The sequence below is a fragment of the Bartonella sp. AP3QHHD genome (genome assembly GCF_042195765.1).
Lineage (GTDB): Bacteria > Pseudomonadota > Alphaproteobacteria > Rhizobiales > Rhizobiaceae > Bartonella.
The window spans coordinates 23296-45829 of the sequence record NZ_JBHIPC010000086.1 but is presented as its reverse complement, the minus strand read 5'-3'; the positions used below and the strand labels follow the sequence as shown (position 1 = coordinate 45829).

Genomic DNA, 22534 nt, shown 5'->3' with positions numbered 1-22534 from the left:
TGTAGCTTTACGGTAAGGCATAAATTGCTGTTAGCAAATCTTCTTTTCCCTTTGAAAGAGGTAAAGATGCAAACAGTAAGCAACGTGATCTCTTAAAAGATAAAAAGATACCTTACCTTTGACTCTGAAAAGCGTGGGATTTCATCTCTTTGTTTTTTTTAGTTAAAAATCTTTCCTGCAAACATTGTTTAGCCAGAATTGAAGAAGATAATATCATTTATCAATATAGAGGCTAAGATTATGAAGCCACAAGATTCTTCCCTCCCTCATTCCTCACAAACACCAGAAGGAGCAGGTGCAAATGAATCTTTAGAAGACCTTATTGCACGTTTGATGCAAAGTTCCATCCAAACAGAAGAAGAACATGTTGCACCGAGTTCTGACGAATTAAAAGATATTATTACAGACTTAGAAGATGATCTCGTCACCGGCCGTTGGATTAACTCTTATTATGAAAACACAGATATTAGATTGATGCCAGCTCTCGTAGAAAAAGCAAACAGCAAATATCCAGAAATGAATCTCAAATTGGCTCTTACAGCAGAAGAGTTTTCGCACGCCCTAAAAGAAGTCGTTGAGAGCGGCGCAAATTCTGCCCGATTTATAGTCAATTCGGGAAGCAAAATCCACTTTGCAGTCCTTGATTATCAAAAAGTTGATGACAAAATCTCTTTGATTATGCTTGAACCTACAACATTTCAGAATATCACGGCTTGCAAACTAGGGATAAAAATAAATCAAACCCTTCAATGTCTTCAACTGCCTCCTTATTCTTTTACCACGGCAGAAATGGATATTCAGCGAAGCTCTTCTGAATGCGGGATGTTCAGCTTAAGCCTTGCCAAAAAGCTTCATCTTGAATCTGATAAATTAGCAAGACTGCACAAAGATAATGTTAAGGGTGTATTATGTGAACCCAATTCATCTGTATATGCTGAAAAGTTAGATTCCTATCTTCCAACCACTTTTTATAAACACACACAAGGAAGAAGACGTCTAGAACACTATTTAAAAGCCAATCCCGATGCTGAACATGAAACAGTCAACAAAAAAGGTGAAACTCTGAGAGAGAGATTTGAAAAAAACTTAAGAGAAACAGAGGGAAAAACTGTTTCCGTTTCTTCCCACCAAAAAAGGCTCACTGAATACAAATCTTTAACGATGTAATTGAGGCTTTTTCCATATTCCTATTCATCAAAGAACGAAGAGAGGCTGCTTTACGGCTAAGATTTCTCTAAGCAAACCAGCTTTTGCGTTCATAAAACAAAAATAGCAAACAACTTTCCTCTTAAAGAAAAAACACCTTTGTCCTATAAAAACCAGCCCCTCTTAAAATTGTATCAAAATTCTACAGCTCTTGTTAGCCTAAAGCTCTGTGTAACAATGAGACTCTTTGGATAAGCAAAACGTTTGATACATAAAATATTTAATGCTTTCGTCTTCAGTAAAAGCATATGTCTTGTTTTTCTGAGAGTATCCACTTCGTATCTCAAACACCCCCACATCAATGCCATACGACCAAACAACCGCAATAGACCACACTTATCGTGCATCAACCAAACAACCGCCCGTACCCCAAGAAGGCTCCATCAAAAACACCAGGACAAGCTCTTAAAATCTACAACCTCTCTTAACGGAAAACACCAGCCCAACCATTATTCCACTTGACCAACCATTACCCCACTTGGCCAACCATTCCCCATTCCCTAAGATGTCACAACCAACCTTTTGATTTCATAAAAGTTTCACATCTCTTCTGTTTTTGAAGCGTGAAAAAATTCATTTTTAATCTGTCAACCAGCCTCACGTTACCGTGAGGCTTTATTTTATGGAGAAGCAAATGAGAAAAATATCAGCAGCAGGGCTTGCACTCATTAAACAATGGGAAGGATTGCGTTTACATGCCCATAAAGATGCCATCGGGGTGTGGACAATTGGCTATGGTCATACCAGCACGGCTGGCAAACCGTTCGTTCACAAGGGCATGATCATTACTGAAAAACAAGCAGAAGAAGTTCTTTCTCAAGATTTAAGACAATTTGAAAATACCGTTGAAAAACATGTGACGGTTTCTTTAACGGATGAACAATTCGCCGCGCTCGTATCGTTTTGCTATAATATAGGAACATCGGCTTTTTGTAATTCGACCCTGCTCAAAAAACTCAATAATGGCGAATATGAAGCCGTCCCTGCTGAGTTACAAAAGTGGACTAAAGCAGGAGGAAAACGTCTTCACGGTTTAGTGCACCGTCGTGCAGCAGAATCGGGATTATGGGCAAAAGGAGCTTATGTTTCTCCCAACTACCAAACTGTAGAAACGCAAGTTCCAATGGGATTTTTCAAAGCAGAAGCGCTTACACCGATTATTGGTTCTTTTTCTGGACTTGGGGGCTTATTGGCAGGCAATGGTCCCATCCAATGGGCATTAGCAACCATTATGGTTTTAGCCGCCTGCGTTGGCATTTTCTTTGTGGCAAAACGGTTTCGGGAGCAGAGCTTATGATGTGGTGGTTGAAAAAAAATCTGATGATAACAGGAGCGGCTCTGACCGCTTTTTTTATCGCTTTAGCAAAAGCTTTCACTCTTGGAAAGAAAGTTGAACAACAAAAGCAAATAGAAAAAACGCTAAAGTCATCAACAACACGGCTAGAGGTGGAAAATGAAATTAATCAAAAAAGTGATGCTGATGTACGCGCTTCTCTTACTCACTGGTTGCGCGATAAAAACAATCAATGAGCCTTTTTCTTGCGTTGGTTGGATGCCCATTTATTTAGACAAAAAAGATCTCAATATCATCAGTTCAAATCTCGCAAGAGATATTTTAAAGCATAACAAACAAGGGGAACACATGTGTGGGTGGAAACATGGCTAGAAAAAAAACGGAAAAACAAACAGAGCTTACAGAAAAGGAAAAAGAAGTCCTACAAGAAATCATCACAACGTATAAAAGTGTAAAAATGATGTCACGCTATACGAAATGGATTATATTCATCATTTTCTTATTAGCACTTGATTTTTCACGGATCGTAGATGTGCTGGGAAGTATTTTTACACAAAAATCGAATATTCAGCTCTAAAATAAATAAAAAACGTGAGACGTGTTAAATCTTTTAAATATAAAAAGCCATTCGTTATTTTTTGAAAACATGGAGATTTTATTGATGATTTTTCATGTCTCACGAGAAATTTTTATACACTCTTCACAAACACTTTCATGAAATGAATTTAGGGGTATGAAGAGAGATTTTTAACCAACGCGTAAGTCAGCAACTTTGGTAACATAAGAAAAGGATCATACCAACATACATTTTTTAATAAACTATTGATATTCAAATGATTTTATACTCTTCATAAATAGCATTGCCAAGAATTTGTATTAAAAGACATTTCTTTTAAAGAAGTGCATAAACAAGCAATGTAATGGTAGCCTTACATAAAGCCTCTCATCTTTACGTTGAATAAAAAAGCAAGCCGGCTCCTCTCACCCTCCCAATTCCCTGCCTTCCAATTCCCTGCCTCTCAATTCCCTGCCTCTCAATTTCCACCCTCTCAATTCCCTTATGTTCTATGCATAAAGGTCAAGTTGAAGAGAATATATGGAAAATCCTTGGCTCGAAAATATGAAAAGAAGGCATGAGGCTACAACAGAATTTCGCGTGCCTTTATCATCAGAAGCATTAAAAATTCTAACACAAGCACGCCTACTGTCTTGTCATGATTTTTTTCGGCTACCTGTCATGGTCCCCTTAGTTCAAAAATGGCTCCCCACTCAAGAATTTTCTGTCACAATATAGGCAACAAACAGAACTTGAGTATAACAATATGGGTTTGGCTCCAGTTTAGGTGATGAGCTTACCGAAAAAAAGATGAGAGCAAGGCGAAAAATTAGCTTTTATCTTTAAGCTTCTCAAATGGAGCAGTCTCCCCATTTCAGAGATCAACGAAACAGAGAGATGCTTATTCTCCTATGCAAAAGCTTGAAATACCAGCATCTTATTCATAAAAAACAAACCAGCCCCATCATGCTCTTTTCAACTCTGTCTTTCCAACGCTCAATAGGTACTAACTCTTAACTACTGACTCTTTTTAACTACTGACTTTTAATGATTGCGTTGGTTCATAAAAACCGTAGTGACCTCTCACCTTATGAAGCACAAACCCAGGATTTTTTAACGGGGCATGCATAAACCTGAAATGAAAAAACAGAACTGTATTAGGAATAACTGACTATAAATCAAAGAATTATATTTTTATTAGCACAATATTTTCAAAGGAAACCACGATCCCCGCACAATAGAAACATTTCATAAAAACAAGAGAAAAAGCCAAGAACCGAGAATGAGATTCATTCACAATAACGGTAGATCAACCAGTGGAGAATAGAACAATCCTATAAGATAAAGAAACTGTCATAAAAGGAAAAACTGTATGAAACGTGAAAAAGCATAAAAAAAACGGGCACAGAAGACCCGTTTCTTTATTATTTCTATGGAAAAGAGCTTAGAAATCCATTCCACCCATTCCGCCCATTCCACCAGCAGGCATCGGAGGCATTGGTGTATCTTTCTTTGGAACTTCAGCAACCATTGCTTCTGTTGTGATCAGAAGGCTCGCAATTGAAGCCGCATTCTGAAGAGCAGAACGCACAACTTTCACAGGATCAACAATTCCCAAAGCAATCAAATCACCGAATTCACCAGTTGCGGTATTGTAACCATAAGTGTCAGCATTATTTTCCAGCACTTTGCCCACAATAATAGCAGCTTCTTCACCAGCATTGCTTGCAATCTGGCGCGCTGGTGCTTGTAGAGCACGACGAACGATACTAATACCAGCTTCTTGGTCAGGATTACTTCCCTTAACGGTCAACGCATTTGCTGCACGCAACAATGCGGTACCACCACCAGCAACAATACCTTCTTCAACAGCAGCACGTGTTGCATTCAAAGCATCATCAACACGGTCTTTCTTTTCTTTCACTTCAACTTCTGTTGCACCACCCACACGGATAACAGCAACACCACCAGCGAGTTTAGCAAGTCTTTCTTGCAATTTTTCACGGTCATAGTCAGAAGTTGTTTCTTCAATCTGAGCCTTGATTTGATTGACGCGAGCAGTAATTTCAGCCTTTTGTCCAGCACCATCAATAATGGTGGTGTTTTCTTTAGAAATATTCACTTTCTTTGCACGTCCAAGCATATCCAAAGTGACATTTTCAAGTTTAATGCCCACATCTTCAGAAATAACCTGTCCGGATGTCAAGATAGCGATATCCTCTAACATTGCTTTACGACGGTCACCAAATCCAGGAGCTTTTACAGCAGCAATTTTCAAACCACCACGCAATTTGTTGACAACGAGCGTTGCCAAAGCTTCACCTTCCACATCTTCAGCGATGATGAGAAGTGGTTTTCCAGACTGAACAACAGCTTCAAGCACAGGAAGAAGAGATTGCAAATTAGACAATTTCTTTTCGTGAATGAGAATGTAAGGATCATCAAGATCAGCGACCATTTTCTCAGCATTTGTGACAAAATAAGGGGAAAGATACCCACGGTCAAATTGCATTCCTTCAACGACTTCTAATTCCGTTTCAGCAGTTTTAGCTTCTTCAACGGTAATGACGCCTTCATTGCCCACTTTTTCCATAGCATCAGCGATCATTTTACCGATTTCAGCAGCGCCATTAGCGGAAATTGTTCCCACCTGTGCAATCTCTGCTGAAGTTTGAATTTTTTTTGCTTTTTTGAAGAGGTTTGCCACCACTTCTTCAACAGCAGCATCAATCCCACGTTTAAGATCCATTGGGTTCATGCCCGCAGCAACAGCTTTAACACCTTCTTGCACAATAGCTTGTCCTAAAACAGTTGCTGTTGTTGTTCCATCACCAGCAATATCATTGGTTTTAGAAGCAACTTCGCGCAACATTTGTGCACCCATATTTTCGAACTTATCTTCCAGTTCGATTTCCTTTGCAACGGATACACCATCTTTTGTGATGCGAGGCGCACCGAATGATTTATCAATCACCACATTGCGACCTTTAGGGCCGAGTGTCACCTTAACAGCATTAGCAAGGATGTCGACACCGCGCAACAAACGCTCACGCGCTTCACGGCCAAATTTGACTTCTTTAGCAGCCATTTAATTTCTCCTTGGAGTTTTCTCAAAATAGTACACAATGAAAAATTAAGCGCTTCAATTAGCCCATAATTCCCATAATGTCAGATTCTTTCATAATGAGGAGGTCTTCCCCATTAATCTTGACTTCAGTTCCAGACCATTTTCCAAACAAAATACGGTCTCCTGTTTTGACTTCTAAAGGCACGCGCTTTCCGTTATCATCGAGAGCGCCATTGCCAACAGCAATCACTTCGCCTTCTTGGGGTTTTTCTTTTGCTGTATCAGGGATGATAATCCCACCAGCCGTTTTATTTTCAGATTCAACCCGACGGACAACGACACGGTCGTGAAGTGGGCGGAATTGTATATTAGCCATGTTTTAAATCCTTAAAACTGAACATAATTGCATTAATCTTAAAAGTTCTTGCTAGCACTCTCAAACTACGAGTGCTAGCATGTGTTAGATATAAAATCGGCATCTCTCAATGTCAAGAATAGCCATAAAAATAATTTCTCTAAATGAAGCTTCAAAGTCTTGCCTCTTATTGCACTTTCGCGTTATCTATCTTTTTTGAGAACCCGTGAACAAAAAAGGATCTTATCATGGTTGAAACACGTCAGGAAACGGATAGCTTTGGAACGATTTCGGTACGTCAAGATCGTTATTGGGGCGCACAAACTGAACGTTCTCTGCATAATTTTAATATTGGCAGTGAAAAGCAGCCTCTTGCCATCATCTATGCTTTAGTCCTTGTCAAAAAAGCAGCAGCGATTGTAAATATGGACAAAGGAAAACTACCAGAAAATATTGGAAAAGCAATTATTGCCGCCGCTGATGAAGTGCTTGCTGGCGATTTTGATACACATTTCCCACTATCCGTCTGGCAAACAGGTTCTGGCACACAAAGCAATATGAATGTCAATGAAGTCATTGCTAATCGTGCTAGTAAGATTTTGGGAGGAAAACTTGGAAGCAAAAAACCAGTTCATCCCAATGACCATGTCAATATGAGCCAATCATCGAACGATTCCTTTCCCACGGCGCTTCACATTGCCACCACGTTGCAAACACGCCAACACTTATTGCCAATCCTTGAAGCTCTTATTGCGACATTAAAACAAAAAGAGCAAGAATTTGCAGATATCATTAAAATCGGCCGCACCCATACCCAAGATGCAACCCCTTTAACCTTAGGGCAAGAATTTTCAGGCTATCGTGCCGCATTAGAAGCCAATCTTCAACGCATTGAAAATGCTCTAACCGATGTCCAAATGCTTGCTCAGGGTGGTACGGCTGTTGGCACAGGGCTGAATGCGCCAAAAGGTTTTGACGTTGCTTTTGCGCAAACAGTGAGCACTCTCACAGAAATAACGTTCCAAACTGCCAGCAATAAATTTGAAGCACTTGCCCATCATGGTGCCCTTGCGCATTTCCACGGGAGCTTGAATGCTCTCGCTGCTGATCTGTTTAAAATTGCCAATGACATTCGGTTTTTAGGCTCTGGTCCACGTTCCGGTTTAGGGGAACTCAGTCTTCCTGAAAATGAACCAGGCTCTTCTATTATGCCCGGCAAAGTCAACCCCACGCAATGTGAAGCCTTAACCATGGTTGCATGCCAAGTTTTTGGTAATCACACCAGCGTAACCTTTGCCGCAAGCCAAGGACATTTTGAACTCAACGTTTATAAACCTGTTATTGGCTATAACGTTTTACAATCAATTACCCTTCTTGGTGATTGCATGCGTTCTTTTGATATGCATTGCATTCAAGGATTACGGGCCAATCGTGTTCATATTCACTCGCTCATGGAGCGCTCACTCATGTTAGTCACAGCTCTTGCACCAGAAATTGGCTATGAAAAAGCTGCTGAAATTGCCAAAGCAGCGCATAAAAATGATACAACTTTGCGCACCGAAGCATTAAAAGCAGGCGTTTTTGTAGAGGATTATGACCGATTAGTTGATCCTAAAAAGATGATTGCTCCCCAATAAACAACCCACTAAAAAAGATGCAAACATCTTAAAACAAATCTTTTTGTCAAAAGATCGGGGTGTAAACACCCCGATGATGACCGATAACAATTACCCACAGCGTTCATTTTAGGCTCTGAGCCGCATTTATGCTATGGGTGGTTTTGTTGCTTATATTGTACTTAAAAGGCACAACGGTTTTGGAAAGGAATGGATAATCATGGCTTAACACCCAATGGCTATACTGGCAGAAAGTGATTTAAATGGATATGACCTTAAGGTGTTTTTCATTCTAGCTTCGCGTCTTGATTTTGAAAATCTATTAGCTATCAACTAAACAGAATTAGCTCAAAAAAATCGGTGTTATCGGTATTAATAGACATAATTTCAATCGAAGTATAAAAAGATTAATGAATTCATCGTAGTTACGCTTTACAATGTTATCATTATTGATAACATTGGGTAGATAACTCTTATCTCAATGAGATAATGTGTTTATTTATAATGATAATCTAGCGTTATCCATATTGAACGAGAATCCTAAATACCGTAAGATTTTCTCATTTTAAATCGGTCCCATGTTGCATCAATCAAAATCACTGACTTGCACATCACAAACGCAATGAATGTATGAATAGAAATTGTATCCGATAAGGACAAAAACACCTCTAATGAACCACCTCAAGTGCCAAGGACTGTCACAACGGACAAAGGGGCCTGTCACAACATTGTGGAGAGGACTGTCACAACACCCCACGAACTGGCAAATATAGTAATGGTACCGGCTTGCTCCTTTATGAAGCGTAAAAGAGATGCTCAATAGATTTATTATTATACCATTCACAATCGCTGTCATGAAATGGGTTTAGGAACATTGAGAAATGTCTCTTTTATGAAGCGTGAAGATGGGAGTGCTCAATAGATTTATTATTATATCATTCACAATCGCTGTCATGAAATGGGTTTAGGAACATTGAAAAATGTCTCTTTTATGAAGCGTGAAGATGGGGGTGCTCAAAAGAGGAACAGCTGTTGGAACAAAATTCAATGCACCGAAAGGTTTTGACCTTTGCTGAAACAATCAGCTCTCTAACGGAGATATACTTGACAGCTCGCAAGAAATTTGAGGCACTTGCCCATTATGACGCCCTCACCCATTTCCACAAAAATCTGAGTGCACGCGCTAATCTGTTTAAAATTGCCAACGACATTCAGTTTTTAGGCTCTCATCCACGTTCCGGCTTTAAGCAAACGGAACGGAGAGTTTATCCGTTTTACATGGCGCATAAGAAACCTCATGAGACTTGAGATTCTCGCACTTTACTCCTTCTTATTCTTCGTATTCCATTCAATCAATCAAAACTATTCGCTTGGATTATCATAAGCAAAAGTGGCATATAGATAAAAAAGAAATAAAGTCGCTCATCCCCTCAAGTGCTCAAAAGGCTACCGCAATACAAAGCTACGCAATATCAGAAACGAGCAAAGAATATGATGGTGCCAATATGCATTTTTTACGATCAATTGAATATGTAAGCACATTGATGTCAATCATAATGGATAATACATTTAATAACAAAAAGTGTTTTAATATATATAAAATAATGTTTTTTAAATAAATAAAAAGCTTGTTTACTATACTATATTTTTTTCTAAAACACAGAGAACACCGAAGGTGTATATAAAAAATCCTGAAAAATCAATATAAACGCGGGATAATAGTACGAAAACAAGTTTTAAGAACGCTTCAATATGGTTAATTATAGATTTTATACGTATTTTAGTTTTCATAATGATATTAAGTATAGATTTTTTTAACCAATTTGTATATAATACGATTTGTATCTGAAATAAATTGGGGACGTTTTTATGAAAACAAAATGTTTAGTTGCACTATCTATTTTCACCTTCATTACCGCTTCAACAGCGCAAGCAGCAGATACGGTAATCTTTAAGCAATCAGAACCGAAGGTTTCATTGCAAGATGTTTCATCGTCACGTATTTCACCGGTTACTGTTTCTGCGCCTTTTTCTTGGTCTGGTTTTTATTTTGGAGGACAAATTGGATATTTTTCCAATAAAAATACTCTAAATTACGCACAAGAAGCTAGGGAAGGAAAATGGGCTTGGGTTGATAGAGATTTATCACCGAAACTATCAGGATTGAGAGCAGGTTTGTATGCAGGTTCTAATATTGATCTGGGAGATCTTGTTTTCGGTTTTGATACCGATATGGTCTGGTCTGGAAGGAAAAGCACCCAAACAGACAATGGAAAGAAAATTCTAGATGAATCAAACTCCATTAACATTGCCTTTAAAAAAGCTGGGATTCCTATCATAAAACCTGCAGCTCAGGGTGAAACGATATCCAACTATGGTGACATTGTTGTTAGCAGTGTAACATTGAAAGAAACGTGGTCTGGTGCCACGCGTGCGCGTATTGGTTTTGCTTCCCATCGTCTTATGCCTTATATTGCAGGGGGTATAGCCTATACACAGATGCAATATATCATGTCACTTTTATCAAAATCGCAAGAAGATTCGACAATTTTTGCTTCTGGCAATGTGTTAGATGAGACAAAAACAATGTTTGGTTACACTGTTGGTGGTGGTTTTGATCTTGCAATGACAGATAATATCATCATGCGTACAGAATATCGTTATTCAGATTTTTTTAAAAAGAAATTTGCAAACGATAACCTTAAAATCTCTTCTCAAACGCATGATGTTCGCTTTGGTATCGCTTATAAATTCTAAGTTTTGTAGAAAAATCGAACTCTTAAAAAACCCTGTTAAAAACGGGGTTTTTTAATGCCCCTTTCCCCCTAAAAAGACGTAGATTCTAAAAACCAGTACTAAACTGTAAACAAATAGTCACGAAACAATAAAGCCTCTCCCTCTCTTAAAGCAAGCTCCTATCCTCTCTCCCCCTTTCATGTAATACATTTGGAATATAAAAGCTTTACCATCATACCATTGGGCGCCATCGTAAAATAAATGAGAGCCGTTATTTAAGAGATATTTCTTTAAAATAAATATGGATATTGTGCATCAATTGCAGTTTTATAAGATAATGTTGACTTGGCCTCCCCGCTCTTAAAGGATAAAGATTCTGAAAACCCATTTTAAACACCCATTTTTAAACACCATGTCCGTTTATAAAAACACAAAAACCCTTGGGGACTCTTGGGGGATTTTAGCGGGTTTCTTTGGGCTCCTCCGCATGGAATGCCTTTAAACCTAAAGCAAGACAAACACATTTAAGAATATCCAACACACACCGAAAAAATACTGTAACGTTTCAAGGAAGTATGCCCTATATTACCACACTTCAAACAACAGTATTTTACCGCTATTGTATGCCAGAGTGGAAAGAGGATATTGCGGTTCTCTGTTTATGTAATTTCTGTAACGGGGAGACAGCTTCATTTAGGAAGCACATGAAGTTTTCAAGGTAAAAACCAATTTCCAATCTTACCATTTCCCTCTGCTTTACAACTTTCAAAAGCCTCTAAAGCACTGTCTTTTAAAGAGAGGAGATTACGCATTACCTCATGCTGGTGTTTCTCACGGATCTTTTTTGGATCACACCCTTCATATCATACGGCAGCGCTTCAAACCAAACACACTCAAATTTAAGATACTTGGGTTGCCAATTCACATGCGTGTTTTAAAGAAACAGCTCTCAAAACCCTCAAGCCCATTTTGCGACAGCACCCACAGGAATATAAAATCTATAGAGCAGCATCTCTACACTTCAATAAAAGTGCAAGCTGGCACCATCCATCATACACTTTACCTCCAATGATGCCCTTGAAACGGCATAAGAGGCATTTTTATTCATTTTTTGTAAAATTTCACTCCACGCGAGCTCATCTAGCTTGTAACATACAAGCGACATGATTTTAGTTGATTTACTATAAACAGACTTGAAATGAAAGAATCCTACGGTATTCGAGTTTTTTCATTCAACATGCAAAACATTGAACACGGTCTATAAATCCCACGTTTTATAACCCCCCATGTTTTATAAATCCCACGTTCTATAAAACAACGTGATGCGCCATAACAGGATAAAGGAAAATATTTATGAAGTGGTGCGGGTGGTCGGACTCGAACCGACACTCCTCTCGGAACCAGATTTTGAGTCTGGCGCGTCTACCAGTTCCACCACACCCGCACACTGCTATAAAAGACAGGACTATAAAAGACAGACTTGTCGATTATTCCTTTGCACTATATGAAGAAGAACAGATTCGTCAACAGAAGACTTCTCATTTTTTAAGAATTCATATCATTTTCTTATCTATTTTATGAAATACTTTCTTTATTGGATTTCTCTATCGGATTTATAGCAATCTCATTTGTAAAGTGTTTACCTCTTAAATTTATAAAAAGCCTCATGATATTAAACAAATTAAAGCTTTGGACGATTTCTTTAGCAAATCGGCGTACAGCACCACACTGGCTTGGTTTCATTGCCTTTATTGAAAGTTCTGTTTTTCCAATTCCCATAGATGTTTTATATATTCCGATGCTTCTTATCCATCAAAAGCGGGTTTATCGTTATGCTTTGATTGCGACGATCTGTTCTGTATTAGGAGGCATTGCCGGTTGGTTTATCGGACATTTTGCCTATGATACCCTTGCCAAACCCATTTTAGAAATTTATGGTAAGGTTGAAAGTTTTGAATCTCTGAAAAATAGTGCAACCCTGCAATTTCTCATCATTTTACTGATAACATCAGGTTTTTTTCATCTTCCCCCCATCAAGATTGTCACAATTTTGGCCGGTGTTATGAGTGTGCGTCTTGAACTTTTCATTCTTATTTGTATTTTTTCCAGAGGCGCTCGTTTTTATCTTCTCGCGTGGCTGATTAAACATTTTGGGCAAAAAGCAATGAATTTTCTAGTACAGCATTTTAAATGGATTGTTCTCATTGGTTGTGTTAGCCTCCTTTTAATTTATGGGATTTTCATAGCTTTTTTAAACAAGAAGCTTTTATAAGGAACAGACTTAATGGCATGCGTTTTGTCTTCTCACCCACTTTTACACAAACACCTTCATCTTGAACCCAGCAGAAAAGAACAAAGTTTATGGGCTTTTTTTCTCGCTTTTTGCTTGTCTGCCACAATAGGGATTGCCCTTGGTTTTGAATATTTCGGAGGATATCTTCCTTGCAATTTATGTCTCATAGAACGTTTTCCCTATTATGGAGCCATACCATTTTTGCTCTTAGCAGGTTTTGGGGCATGTTTTTTTCGCATAACTGCTTGGATACAACTTTTATTTTTGTGTGTTTTTGTCTTAATGTGCATCAGCCTTGTTTTAGCCGTTTATCATGCGGGTGTTGAATATGGCTTTTGGGCAGCTCCCCTCAGCTGTGGTTTAAGCGCAGTCAGAAAAACCTCAGACATTAACCAGCTGCTTAACCAATTAAACAACATTCATCCCCCTTCTTGTTCTGAAGCATCCGCACGCTTTCTTTTTCTCTCATTTGCCGGTTGGAATGTCGTCTCAAGCCTATTTTTCTCCCTTATAAGCCTCTATATTACTTCAAAAGGGCTTCTTTCAGTCCATAAAAAACTCTAACCATAAAATAGAAACGAAACCGCGTGCACTCGTTCTCTCCAATAGCTTCCCCTCTAACCAACCAACCCTCCAGTCACCAATCCCCACCCAAAACCACCCCACCGCCAAACCAACCCACCAACACCAACGAGTCACCAACATCCCTCCTCTAGCGTTGTACTCAAAAGACAAAAATAAGCAGATACATCCATTTTATGGTTTCACCTCTCTGTACTTATAAGCAACATTTTGATAAAAACTCGTGATAGAAAAGCCGTAAAATAATAAGTGAGGGGACCAATAAATATAAATGGTCTGCTATGGCTGAAGATAAGAACACAGAGCCTTCTACCCTATCACCTATTTCCTTAGATATAACCAAACTTGAAGAACCATGTGTTATGATGGAACATGATCATAATGCATGGCGCGAGCATATAAAAGAAAGAGATTTAAATGCTCCTTACGAAAAACCACCTCATATAAAACCACGAATCAAATCGGCACCACGCATCAGACAAGTTTTTTGGTGTGATTTTCCTCATGATTCGATACTCCCTGAATTTTGGAAAAAGCGGCCTGTTTTAGTGCTTTCTAAGAATGCAAAATTATATGGAAATGTGACAGTTTTACCTTTTTCAACGAAATCACAACCCAATAATCCCGCTGCGTATCCAATACAATCTCCCATAGAGAATAAAAAAGCATGGATTATCTGCAATTATGTCACAACAGTTTCTGTAAGTCGTTTAAGTTGCTCACGTACCGTTCCAAGATTATCCTGCGAAGATTTTCATAAAGTTGTAGCTCTGATGCTCAAATATTTACCGCATTTACACTATTGACTTTTGAGAAAAATAAGTGTACCTATATCAGCATACACGGCATCAGTAATGGTGGCCGCTTCCCCGCAAGGGGAGATAGGAACGAAGGAGTGGGAAACCGCTCCTTTCGTCATTTTTGGTATTTTTTTGAAAACTGCCATTTTTTGCAACCTTCCCTAGAACATATCCAACATTCATTCTCCACCGTTGTTGTTTTGAAATATCTGCGATTTGGGATAAGCAGAAGACAATATCCACACCTTGGATCCGGTAAAGTTTCCCACGGAGATTACCGAGATGTTGTACATACTTATCATTTCATTGCACAAAAAATCGTTCTGCCGTTGCTTAAACTTTATATGATTTTCCGCAATGGGAATATCTTTCCAAGATTGAAAAAAGCTTCGCTTTATATGACCACACCTCAAACGATCGTATTTTACGAGATAACAAAGAAAATTCTGTAGTAAAACAGAAATCAACACCCAACCGATTTCTATCTCTTCACCAATAACAATTGTTTATTGCCCTAACCGCATTATTTCACCTGTCACACGACCTAACATAGCTTTGCAGATAGACTTTCTTCCTCTTCTCCTAGAAACGATCTATGTTAAGCTATTTTGGGATTTACTGCTAAATTGCTTATGCTTGCACTTTGAATACCTTTTTCTCATTATACAAAAGGTAGATAAAAAAATAATTTCGTTTATCAGCTTTATTTTAAAGACACACCTATTTTTACAGGATACGTTTTCCTTTCTATCAACCCTATCGCATTTAATACACTTGTCGTTTCTAAACATGAACAACCAAGCATCACAATGGAGCAATAGACTCTCATCACTTTCATGGGCACTTGCATTGACAAGAGATAAACAAGAGTATTGATCATCACACACGGAGCAAAAATCTATAGCGACTATGCCATAGACTTTCGCCACGCACGGGTCATTCTTAAAGCATATTTATGATGAGATAATCATTTATGACATCCTTTTTGTTACGCCAAAGAACGGGTTTTGCTAACTAGTTTTACTATTGTGCAAATTTCTTAAGAAAAACTCTCACTCGCTCATAGATGACAAGATTTCTTTATGGAGAGCGCACATGACGCTCAGCTTTGACCTTTTCCATAACAAGGATAAGTTCAAATTTTAACCAACACGACAATACACCTACTCTAAACGATTTATGTACCACCTCATCCGCAACAGGCTGCTCCAATATTGGTGCATTTATCGGTGCATTGACTTGAGAATTTTTTGCACTTCCACGCACCGTAAAAAAAGAAAGTATTTTTATCATGTTGCACTCCATTTTAATTGATTTGGATTTTAAAATGCCCAAAAAAATCAAACAAAAATAGAGAGGTAAGTTACGAAAACTACAGGGTAAATTTTACTGCCCCAAAATGTCTATTTTTCCCCGCCTGAACAGTCAGAGAAACACTATAAAAATTATTTTCATTGAAAAACAATTACTTATAATCTAGGGAAGAAAAGTAAAAATCTCCCCCAGAAAAAGAGATTATCTTCAGAATTATCAAAAAAAACAGCACAATTTTAGTGATCTTTTTATTTTTTTTCTTTTGATAAAAGAGAGCTGGCAGGTGTCTTAGGCGCCCCTCCGGTAGGTTCCCAATTCGCAACAGCCGCTAATTCCTCAATAACATCCTTTTTTAACTTACCATTTTTCTTATTGTGTAAATCATATTGATCAGCATTCTGTTGCAACCATTTTGCAAGCGTTCCTTTAACAGTTTTACCACCCTCAACCTCACTCACCGCTTCCCATGCCGCAACAATAGCAGCAAGCTTTGGAGCATAACGTGGATGCGTTGGATCTTGAAACGCATATTTTTGGTCCTTAGTCTCAGCAGAATCATCCTCAGGGAAAAAAAATGGAGGGTACAGACCACGCGATGAAAGCCATTCTTTTAAATCATCAACGCGAACATATGAGGAATCTGCATCTATAAAATCCGAAAAATTATAGTACGACCATTCTATCTCTAATCGATTGCTTTTTCCCGCTTGAACGATAGCATGATAGGCTGCACGGAAATTAGCAGTTTTCTCTGATGATACGGAAAGGTTATCTTCGTAAATATCACTTTTTTCTGGTTCTAATTTGTTGACAAACAAATACTTTCCTGGATTTAATCCAACTATTAAAAGCGCTGCCTGCAGTATTGTTAGTTTTTCAGAAAGCCGCCAAAATTTCAAACCATCACTATTTTCCATATATGCTCCCTTTTTTTCTGCACAATTTCGCTCTTTTTTAAAAACATCAAAAACGTTTGTTAACGCGTAGAGATTATGCACTTTTCATATTTCAACTCATCCCATACTTTAAATAAAAACACAGCACCCACACCCCTCCTTGTGATACACAAGAAAATGATTTGAATTGCTTCAATATAAGAAGTTTTGAAGTGAGAGGAAACCTACTGAATTTTGGGCTTTCATACAAGATATCAGGCAAGTTACAAGGCGATAAATGCCCCTTCATAAAGCATAAATTTTTATGCGTGATCAAACAATTTGATATGATAATATCTCTTTCATTTATGCACTCCCACCCTTAAACCTGCCCCTGCAATTACAGCACAAAAGATAATTCATTACATCAAATCCACCTAAATGCAAAAGCTGTAACAACGCTCAATGCGCGTAAATATCATAAGAATACTGTCTTACACCTCCACAAGCAGAATGAGTGGCGTAAAACTGTACAATAAAATGCCATGCCTATAATGAACCGTTCTAAAGACTGTCGCAACATTGAGAGCTAAAGTGTATGATGATGCCAGCTTGCTCTTTTATGAAGCGTAAAGATTAAGAAGACTCAATGGAGTTTATATTATTTCATGGAAATTTTGCGGCTCTACCCTTCTATACTCTTCACGGGGACCACCCTCGCGAAATGGGCTTTTGTCCCTTGAAAAAGGTCTCTTTTAAAGAATCATCTCAAATTCCAAGAACTGTTACAGTCTTTTGAACGCATCAAATGAATGATAGAGTCGTCCTATTTTTTTCCATATATTCACAATACATTGAAATGCTCCATTCAAACATCCCTTTAGCAAAATAAAGCACATTGTCTCTTAAATTTTTTCACGCAATTATTTCTTTCATGCGCCCCTCTCGTCTCCATTTGATAAATTTCCTTGTACTTTCTCAGCATCCCATCACCTTTTTTCTCAGTGCAACCTTTTTGTAATTTGTCAGTTTTTAACTTTTAGATTGACTTTCGGTTTATTTTTCTTATGTTTTAGAATTATTCTAAAGTGCAGAGGAACAGAAAATGTTGAGATCGTTTTTTTCATTTGTACAACGTAAAGCTCTGTCCTTTCGTTCAGCACAAAACATGATACTTAAAGCGCTCAAAATAAAAGAGCAACATGCGGCGCTCTATTTAAAATATGCAAAAGCTCTAGAACCTTATTCCTCTAAGGAAGCCGCGGTTTTTACCGCCATGGGGCTTCAAGAGCTTAAAAATTATAAGCAACTTTTGTGCCTTTCTTGCCATAATCGTGCAAACACTATCGGTTCATTATGTGACAAAACTTCTCTTGTGAAAGGCAAGAACCGCCATCCCTCCCAAAAAACAACAGCGGCAAATCACACCATAAAAAAAACTTCGAAAACGCAAAGACAAACACTTTTGACTTGGATTCAACCAGGTCTTGCAGGATTAATGGATGGCTCTGTCTCCACCCTTGCCCCCATTTTTGCCGCAGCTTTTGCCACGGGAGACACGCATCAAACTTTTTTGATAGGGCTCTCAGCTTCAATTGGTGCGGGACTTTCAATGGGTTTCACAGAAGCAGCCCATGATGACGGAAAATTATCAGGGCGTGGTTCGCCATTAAAAAGAGGTCTTGCCAGCGGCATTATGACAACATTAGGAGGACTAGGCCATACTCTTCCCTATTTGATCAGCTCTTTTTATGTAGCGACAATTATTGCTTTTATCATTGTTTTTTTCGAACTCGGCGCCATCGTCTGGATTCAGAACAAATACATGTCCACTCCCTTTTGGCGCGCCTCTTTACAGGTCATCATTGGTGGTGCTCTGGTTTTTGCCACGGGTATTCTTATCGGTAGTATCTAAAAATCTTATCTGTAACCATAATTTAGATCTCAAATAAGCGCATGCCCCTAGGCATAAGCCATCCTTGATGATGCCATTATTGAAAAATGCCATTGATAATGTTAGGTGGTGTTGTGGAATATTTTAAGTCAGTAAGAGATGATAAGCAAGCTCTGGGGACAACCTATATCCACACACCTTTATCGACTTGGTTTTATAGATATCTTTTGTTAAAGTATCATTTTCTTCTAGACCTCATATTTTGGAAATGCCTCAATCATGTCGCACACTGAAACCAACGCCCCTCTAAACAATCATCCTGTCTCTTCTCAATCTTCACATGCCCAGACTTTATTTGTTCAGCGTCTTGCACACGGACAAGGTTTAGAACTTCCTTGCTACGCGACAGCGGGTTCTGCGGGTCTTGATCTACGGGCAGCAATTGGAGAAGAAGAAACGCTTGTTCTTGCCCCTGGGCAGCGGGCACTTATTCCAACAGGTCTCATTTTTCATTTATCACTTGGGTTTGAAGCACAAATACGTCCACGCTCTGGCTTAGCCTTAAAACACGGCATCACATGCCTCAACACTCCAGGAACAATTGATAGTGACTACCGTGGTGAAGTCAAAGTCCTTCTTATCAATTTAGGACAAGAAGACTTTTCCATCCAACGGGGCATGCGCATTGCCCAAACAGTCATCGCCCCCGTATCCCAAGTTAATGTTTGCACCATTGAACCAGAGCAAAATACCCAAAGCCATATAGAGAGCCGTGGAACAGGAGGTTTTGGTTCAACGGGACACACTTAAGAAGCTCTGAAAAATCGCTACTCTCAAAATAACACACATACTTATTCCAACCACTCTTTCACTGGAAATTCTTTGAGCTTTTAAAATGCAGAGGGAATGCGCATTTGCTTTCAAAGTTTTTTCACTAAACGCACCTCTAAACAAGCATCTCTCAATTACGTCTCGTGCGCTATACAAAACTTCATTATCACCAGATACCCCTCCCCCATAACAAAAACATTGGCATTAAACATTGAGAGCTCACACACCGCTGGTAATGTCGACAATCTATACATCATATTGATTTATAATAATAATGAATTGTCTTGCAACTTAAATGAGAAATCTCAATACTGTAAGATTGTTTCATGGCAAGCCTATTTATATTAAATCAATCAAAAGCATGTTTCTCACATTCCAAACGTGGCTAGCATGCAGATAAAAACTGAAAAAATGCCTACAATAAATAGCACTATCACAACATTGGAAAAAAATATAAATACGATAATGGTGCTCGCTTGCTCTTTTGTTAAGCATAAAGATGGTGATGTTTGATAGGTTTTTTATTATGTTACGGGGGCTTTAACGTTGTACCATTTATGAACACCGCCGCAAAAAAGGCTTTAAGATGTATTAAGACACACAACAATCGCCCTTGGCTATTTTTCTTGATCGCACCTCTTGCGGCAAGATGAGTAGAGCTTAATCCTAAAAAAAACGATTCAATATATGAACCCCCTGCATAATATCAAACCCATGCGTATTTGGTTTAATAAATCCACGGAACCCTCATCAATTTCACTCTACGACTTTGAGTAATATGCTTTGCTTCCTGCAACAAAGGCTGTTTTTTTATCACTAATCAGAGACATCGGCTGGAATATTAGCGTTTCCCGCAGGGCTCGTTGTTACGGCATCCACACGCCCCACAACGTTACCACCCGCTCCATCGACAGCAGCATCCGCTACCCCTGTTGTTTTATTATTGATCTCACCTCTTGAGACAAGATTGGTAGAGTTTTGCAATCCTACAAGACCGATTTTATTATATCCAGCCATGCGTATTTGATTTAATAAATCGATGACAGTACCATAATCAATTTCGCTATCCGCTTTGATTAAAATTTTTGCCTCTAAATTTTGCGTAGTTTCCCTCAACAAAGCTTCTCTCAAAGCTGCTTGTTCTACAAGATGATCACCAATGTAAAGAGAACGATCTTTTTGCAACGTAACATAAAGAGGTTCATCAGACTGAACCACTGAAGGTGCTTGAGTTATAGAAGGAAGCTGAACGGAAATGACAGACGTTGCCAAAGGCGCTGCAACCATAAAAACAATAAGCAACACCAATACAACATCAATAAAAGGGGTCACATTGATTTCACTTTGCAACCCACTCTCGTCTATATCCCAATCATTATTAAGGCTTGCTTTCATTTTTTATGACTTTTCTGTTGTCTTTGTCTATCAAGTTCACGGCTCAAGAGCCTTTCAAGAGCAGCAGCGATATCGCCTAAATCACTGCGATAACCACTCAAAGCACGCATAAGGCTATTATACATAACAACGGCGGGAATAGCCACAAAAAGCCCAACAGCCGTTGCGAATAAAGCTTCAGCAATTCCAGGCGCCACCACATCAAGTCGCGTTGTTTGAGACTGAGCAATCCCAATAAAAGAGTTCATAATTCCCCAAACAGTTGCAAAAAGACCAACAAAAGGAGCAATTGCGCCAATAGTTGCAAGAACAGCACTTCCACATGCAACACGGCGTGTAGCAGCCAGCAAGCAGCGTGACAAAAGTGAATGAACCCTTTCTTTTAAACCTTCATGAACATCGCGAACCCTAGCATCGCGAACATCGCGGGAAACATCTTCATATTGATTGCTCTCCTCATAAAAGAGAATATCTTCAATCGTTTGTGCCCTTTCCCCTGTACTGGTTTTTTCACCAGAGCTTTCGTTTATCCCTTCAGGAGCAGAAAAATGAACCTGTTGTGCAGAAAGATACACCTCTTTAAGGACTTCTTTGAGAAAAAATACACCAGCCCCTTTGCTTTCTTTCAAGCTAGCTGCCAAACGCGTAAGAGTCTGAGCATTTAGAACCAATTGAAGTTCATGACGTACTCTTCGTTTTACCAAAGTGATCTCAACAATTTTCACAAAAGCAATTGTCCAAGACACAAGTGAAGCAAGTAACAAAATAATGATAACCGCTTTCACCACCCAATCAGCAGCCATAAACATAGAAAGAGGAGAAAAATCATGCGTTGTCACTACAGCAGACATATTATCTAAAGGTACTGTTTCAGATTCCATTTTTATCTCACATTCTTGTGCTCTTATCTTTATTTATGAGCTGGGTCGTCACCCCGCATAGCATCACTGTTCCAAAATGCCACGACCCTTTTAACGTCACTTGTGTATTCCTCTTAAGAAAGAAAACTTGATAAATCAAGTATAGTTTTATTCCACAAGCTCTCTCTTAATTCTAAAGAAATCACTCAAGAAATTTTTCTCTAACAATTCAACAAGTTTATCTTACTCAATCAATTTATTGCATAAATTAGGCAAAATGATAAAGTTACAAGAAATATCGCATATAATATTTTCATTTATAAGAATAATTTATCATCATTCCTGTTAAATGAATTCCTCATATCGCAAAGCTTCTTTCATTTCAGCGGCTCTTTTAAATCCAACAAAATATTTGCTTACATGAAACAAGCAGCAAAAATATCATAAAATCCTCGGAGAAAAGGATATGCACTTCTCTAACAACCAGTGCACTAAAGTACCTTCTATCCAAATAAAAATATACCTTTTTTAAAAAAAGAACTATCGCAATATCTTAAACTGACCAAAAGTATAATGGGAGAGCGCGTGTTGCCCCCAAATACATAGAGAACAAAGAGCCGCAATATCATTTCTTTTTCTTTGCTTCAAAAACATAAAAATGACATTATTTCTGCCGCAAACTCACAATAACCATGTTTTTTACCTGTCACAAGCCTAAAAAATAAACCTCAACACGCTTTTAAAAAACTTTTATAAAAACTGTGCCATGAGAAACTGAAGAATGGTGCTAAATTCTTGCAAAAGCATAAGACAATTTTTAACAAATGCGACCCTTTACAGACAGAGCATATCGTATAGGA

At 38.5% G+C, this 22534-nt stretch carries 19 protein-coding genes, 1 tRNA gene and 2 pseudogenes; 14 read left to right on the top strand and 8 right to left on the bottom strand.

Translation table 11 applies throughout. The features are described 5' to 3' along the window. The first annotated feature begins 240 nt into the window (after window positions 1-240). The 6 genes and pseudogenes from ACFIL7_RS06675 to ACFIL7_RS06650 all read left to right on the top strand — a co-directional run. Window positions 241-1167 carry a YopJ/AvrA family T3SS effector serine/threonine acetyltransferase gene (locus ACFIL7_RS06675; protein WP_375683461.1) on the top strand — a complete coding sequence of 309 codons (927 nt, stop codon included), beginning with the start codon at window positions 241-243 and terminating at the stop codon, window positions 1165-1167. A gap of 673 nt (window positions 1168-1840) precedes the next feature. Next, window positions 1841-2503, top strand: a complete 663-nt coding sequence (locus tag ACFIL7_RS06670; protein WP_375683460.1) for a lysozyme — start codon at window positions 1841-1843, stop codon at window positions 2501-2503. Further along, window positions 2500-2736, top strand: a complete 237-nt coding sequence (locus ACFIL7_RS06665; protein ID WP_375606489.1) for a hypothetical protein — start codon at window positions 2500-2502, stop codon at window positions 2734-2736. Before ACFIL7_RS06670 ends, ACFIL7_RS06665 begins: the two co-directional genes overlap by 4 nt. Next, complete coding sequence (locus tag ACFIL7_RS06660; protein ID WP_375642870.1) at window positions 2660-2872, top strand: hypothetical protein; 213 nt, start codon at window positions 2660-2662, stop codon at window positions 2870-2872. The genes ACFIL7_RS06665 and ACFIL7_RS06660 overlap by 77 nt, the downstream gene beginning before the upstream one ends. Beyond that, window positions 2865-3077: a hypothetical protein gene (locus ACFIL7_RS06655; RefSeq protein ID WP_375610233.1), complete on the top strand. Its 213-nt coding sequence runs from the start codon at window positions 2865-2867 to the stop codon at window positions 3075-3077. The genes ACFIL7_RS06660 and ACFIL7_RS06655 overlap by 8 nt, the downstream gene beginning before the upstream one ends. 478 nt (window positions 3078-3555) lie before the next feature. Beyond that, window positions 3556-3725, top strand: a pseudogene (locus ACFIL7_RS06650) (integrase); the annotation flags it as partial. Window positions 3726-4500: 775 nt separating this feature from the next. On the opposite strand, the gene groL reads toward ACFIL7_RS06650, so the two are convergent. Together groL and groES are read right to left on the bottom strand one after the other, a co-directional pair. Next, window positions 4501-6144 carry a chaperonin GroEL gene (groL, locus tag ACFIL7_RS06645; RefSeq protein WP_375606493.1) on the bottom strand — a complete coding sequence of 548 codons (1644 nt, stop codon included), beginning with the start codon at window positions 6142-6144 and terminating at the stop codon, window positions 4501-4503. 58 nt (window positions 6145-6202) lie between these two features. Further along, window positions 6203-6499 (bottom strand): co-chaperone GroES, encoded by a 297-nt coding sequence (gene groES, locus ACFIL7_RS06640; RefSeq protein ID WP_005774667.1) that lies wholly within the window; start codon window positions 6497-6499, stop codon window positions 6203-6205. 227 nt (window positions 6500-6726) lie between these two features. Here groES and fumC point away from each other — a divergent pair, with 227 nt between their 5' ends. The 3 genes and pseudogenes from fumC to ACFIL7_RS06625 all read left to right on the top strand — a co-directional run bounded on the left by fumC (window position 6727) and on the right by ACFIL7_RS06625 (window position 10851). Further along, on the top strand, window positions 6727-8115 hold the full coding sequence (gene fumC, locus ACFIL7_RS06635) for a class II fumarate hydratase (protein WP_375683459.1): 1389 nt from the start codon (window positions 6727-6729) through the stop codon (window positions 8113-8115). Window positions 8116-9116: 1001 nt separating this feature from the next. Continuing rightward, window positions 9117-9336: pseudogene (locus ACFIL7_RS06630) on the top strand (lyase family protein); the annotation flags it as partial. Between the two features lie 627 nt (window positions 9337-9963). Continuing rightward, on the top strand, window positions 9964-10851 hold the full coding sequence (locus ACFIL7_RS06625) for an outer membrane protein (RefSeq protein WP_375634495.1): 888 nt from the start codon (window positions 9964-9966) through the stop codon (window positions 10849-10851). A 1338-nt stretch (window positions 10852-12189) separates the two neighbouring features. Here ACFIL7_RS06625 and ACFIL7_RS06620 read toward each other — a convergent pair. After that, window positions 12190-12274 (bottom strand) — tRNA-Leu (locus tag ACFIL7_RS06620). A gap of 222 nt (window positions 12275-12496) precedes the next feature. Here ACFIL7_RS06620 and ACFIL7_RS06615 point away from each other — a divergent pair. Further along, window positions 12497-13102, top strand: coding sequence for a YqaA family protein (locus tag ACFIL7_RS06615; protein WP_375633390.1), 606 nt, complete (start codon window positions 12497-12499; stop codon window positions 13100-13102). Window positions 13103-13114: 12 nt separating this feature from the next. Continuing rightward, window positions 13115-13687 (top strand): disulfide bond formation protein B, encoded by a 573-nt coding sequence (locus ACFIL7_RS06610; RefSeq protein ID WP_375683458.1) that lies wholly within the window; start codon window positions 13115-13117, stop codon window positions 13685-13687. On the opposite strand, the gene ACFIL7_RS06605 is transcribed toward ACFIL7_RS06610, so the two are convergent. After that, on the bottom strand, window positions 13667-13822 hold the full coding sequence (locus ACFIL7_RS06605; protein WP_375634493.1) for a hypothetical protein: 156 nt from the start codon (window positions 13820-13822) through the stop codon (window positions 13667-13669). The two genes, ACFIL7_RS06610 and ACFIL7_RS06605, sit on opposite strands and share 21 nt — an antisense overlap. A gap of 164 nt (window positions 13823-13986) precedes the next feature. Between ACFIL7_RS06605 and ACFIL7_RS06600 the strand changes: the two genes are divergently transcribed. Continuing rightward, the gene (locus ACFIL7_RS06600; protein WP_375613249.1) at window positions 13987-14511 is read left to right on the top strand and encodes a type II toxin-antitoxin system PemK/MazF family toxin; all 525 of its coding nucleotides are present in this window, start codon (window positions 13987-13989) and stop codon (window positions 14509-14511) included. Between the two features lie 1074 nt (window positions 14512-15585). On the opposite strand, the gene ACFIL7_RS06595 is transcribed toward ACFIL7_RS06600, so the two are convergent. Next, window positions 15586-15798: a hypothetical protein gene (locus ACFIL7_RS06595; RefSeq protein WP_375617909.1), complete on the bottom strand. Its 213-nt coding sequence runs from the start codon at window positions 15796-15798 to the stop codon at window positions 15586-15588. A 269-nt stretch (window positions 15799-16067) separates the two neighbouring features. Continuing rightward, window positions 16068-16736 (bottom strand): hypothetical protein, encoded by a 669-nt coding sequence (locus ACFIL7_RS06590; protein ID WP_375617908.1) that lies wholly within the window; start codon window positions 16734-16736, stop codon window positions 16068-16070. A 1063-nt stretch (window positions 16737-17799) separates the two neighbouring features. Here ACFIL7_RS06590 and ACFIL7_RS06585 point away from each other — a divergent pair. After that, a complete protein-coding gene (locus ACFIL7_RS06585; protein ID WP_375683457.1) occupies window positions 17800-18609 on the top strand; it encodes a VIT1/CCC1 transporter family protein in 810 nt (269 codons plus the stop codon). 258 nt (window positions 18610-18867) lie between these two features. Further along, a complete protein-coding gene (dut, locus tag ACFIL7_RS06580) occupies window positions 18868-19398 on the top strand; it encodes a dUTP diphosphatase (protein WP_375633393.1) in 531 nt (176 codons plus the stop codon). A gap of 837 nt (window positions 19399-20235) precedes the next feature. Here the strand turns inward: dut and ACFIL7_RS06575 are convergent. Further along, window positions 20236-20814, bottom strand: coding sequence for a biopolymer transporter ExbD (locus ACFIL7_RS06575; protein ID WP_375633394.1), 579 nt, complete (start codon window positions 20812-20814; stop codon window positions 20236-20238). Next, complete coding sequence (locus ACFIL7_RS06570; protein WP_375617904.1) at window positions 20811-21695, bottom strand: MotA/TolQ/ExbB proton channel family protein; 885 nt, start codon at window positions 21693-21695, stop codon at window positions 20811-20813. The genes ACFIL7_RS06575 and ACFIL7_RS06570 overlap by 4 nt, the downstream gene beginning before the upstream one ends. Between the last annotated feature and the right edge of the window lie 839 nt (window positions 21696-22534).

Bases quoted from the DNA above. Each gene is read 5' to 3' on its own strand.
- ACFIL7_RS06675 (WP_375683461.1), top strand. From the start codon at position 241: ATGAAGCCACAAGATTCTTCCCTCCCTCATTCCTCACAAACACCAGAA.
- ACFIL7_RS06670 (WP_375683460.1), top strand. From the start codon at position 1,841: ATGAGAAAAATATCAGCAGCAGGGCTTGCACTCATTAAACAATGGGAA.
- ACFIL7_RS06665 (WP_375606489.1), top strand. From the start codon at position 2,500: ATGATGTGGTGGTTGAAAAAAAATCTGATGATAACAGGAGCGGCTCTG.
- ACFIL7_RS06660 (WP_375642870.1), top strand. From the start codon at position 2,660: ATGAAATTAATCAAAAAAGTGATGCTGATGTACGCGCTTCTCTTACTC.
- ACFIL7_RS06655 (WP_375610233.1), top strand. From the start codon at position 2,865: ATGGCTAGAAAAAAAACGGAAAAACAAACAGAGCTTACAGAAAAGGAA.
- groL (WP_375606493.1), bottom strand. From the start codon at position 6,144: ATGGCTGCTAAAGAAGTCAAATTTGGCCGTGAAGCGCGTGAGCGTTTG.
- groES (WP_005774667.1), bottom strand. From the start codon at position 6,499: ATGGCTAATATACAATTCCGCCCACTTCACGACCGTGTCGTTGTCCGT.
- fumC (WP_375683459.1), top strand. From the start codon at position 6,727: ATGGTTGAAACACGTCAGGAAACGGATAGCTTTGGAACGATTTCGGTA.
- ACFIL7_RS06625 (WP_375634495.1), top strand. From the start codon at position 9,964: ATGAAAACAAAATGTTTAGTTGCACTATCTATTTTCACCTTCATTACC.
- ACFIL7_RS06615 (WP_375633390.1), top strand. From the start codon at position 12,497: ATGATATTAAACAAATTAAAGCTTTGGACGATTTCTTTAGCAAATCGG.
- ACFIL7_RS06610 (WP_375683458.1), top strand. From the start codon at position 13,115: ATGGCATGCGTTTTGTCTTCTCACCCACTTTTACACAAACACCTTCAT.
- ACFIL7_RS06600 (WP_375613249.1), top strand. From the start codon at position 13,987: ATGGCTGAAGATAAGAACACAGAGCCTTCTACCCTATCACCTATTTCC.
- ACFIL7_RS06595 (WP_375617909.1), bottom strand. From the start codon at position 15,798: ATGATAAAAATACTTTCTTTTTTTACGGTGCGTGGAAGTGCAAAAAAT.
- ACFIL7_RS06590 (WP_375617908.1), bottom strand. From the start codon at position 16,736: ATGGAAAATAGTGATGGTTTGAAATTTTGGCGGCTTTCTGAAAAACTA.
- ACFIL7_RS06585 (WP_375683457.1), top strand. From the start codon at position 17,800: ATGTTGAGATCGTTTTTTTCATTTGTACAACGTAAAGCTCTGTCCTTT.
- dut (WP_375633393.1), top strand. From the start codon at position 18,868: ATGTCGCACACTGAAACCAACGCCCCTCTAAACAATCATCCTGTCTCT.
- ACFIL7_RS06575 (WP_375633394.1), bottom strand. From the start codon at position 20,814: ATGAAAGCAAGCCTTAATAATGATTGGGATATAGACGAGAGTGGGTTG.
- ACFIL7_RS06570 (WP_375617904.1), bottom strand. From the start codon at position 21,695: ATGGAATCTGAAACAGTACCTTTAGATAATATGTCTGCTGTAGTGACA.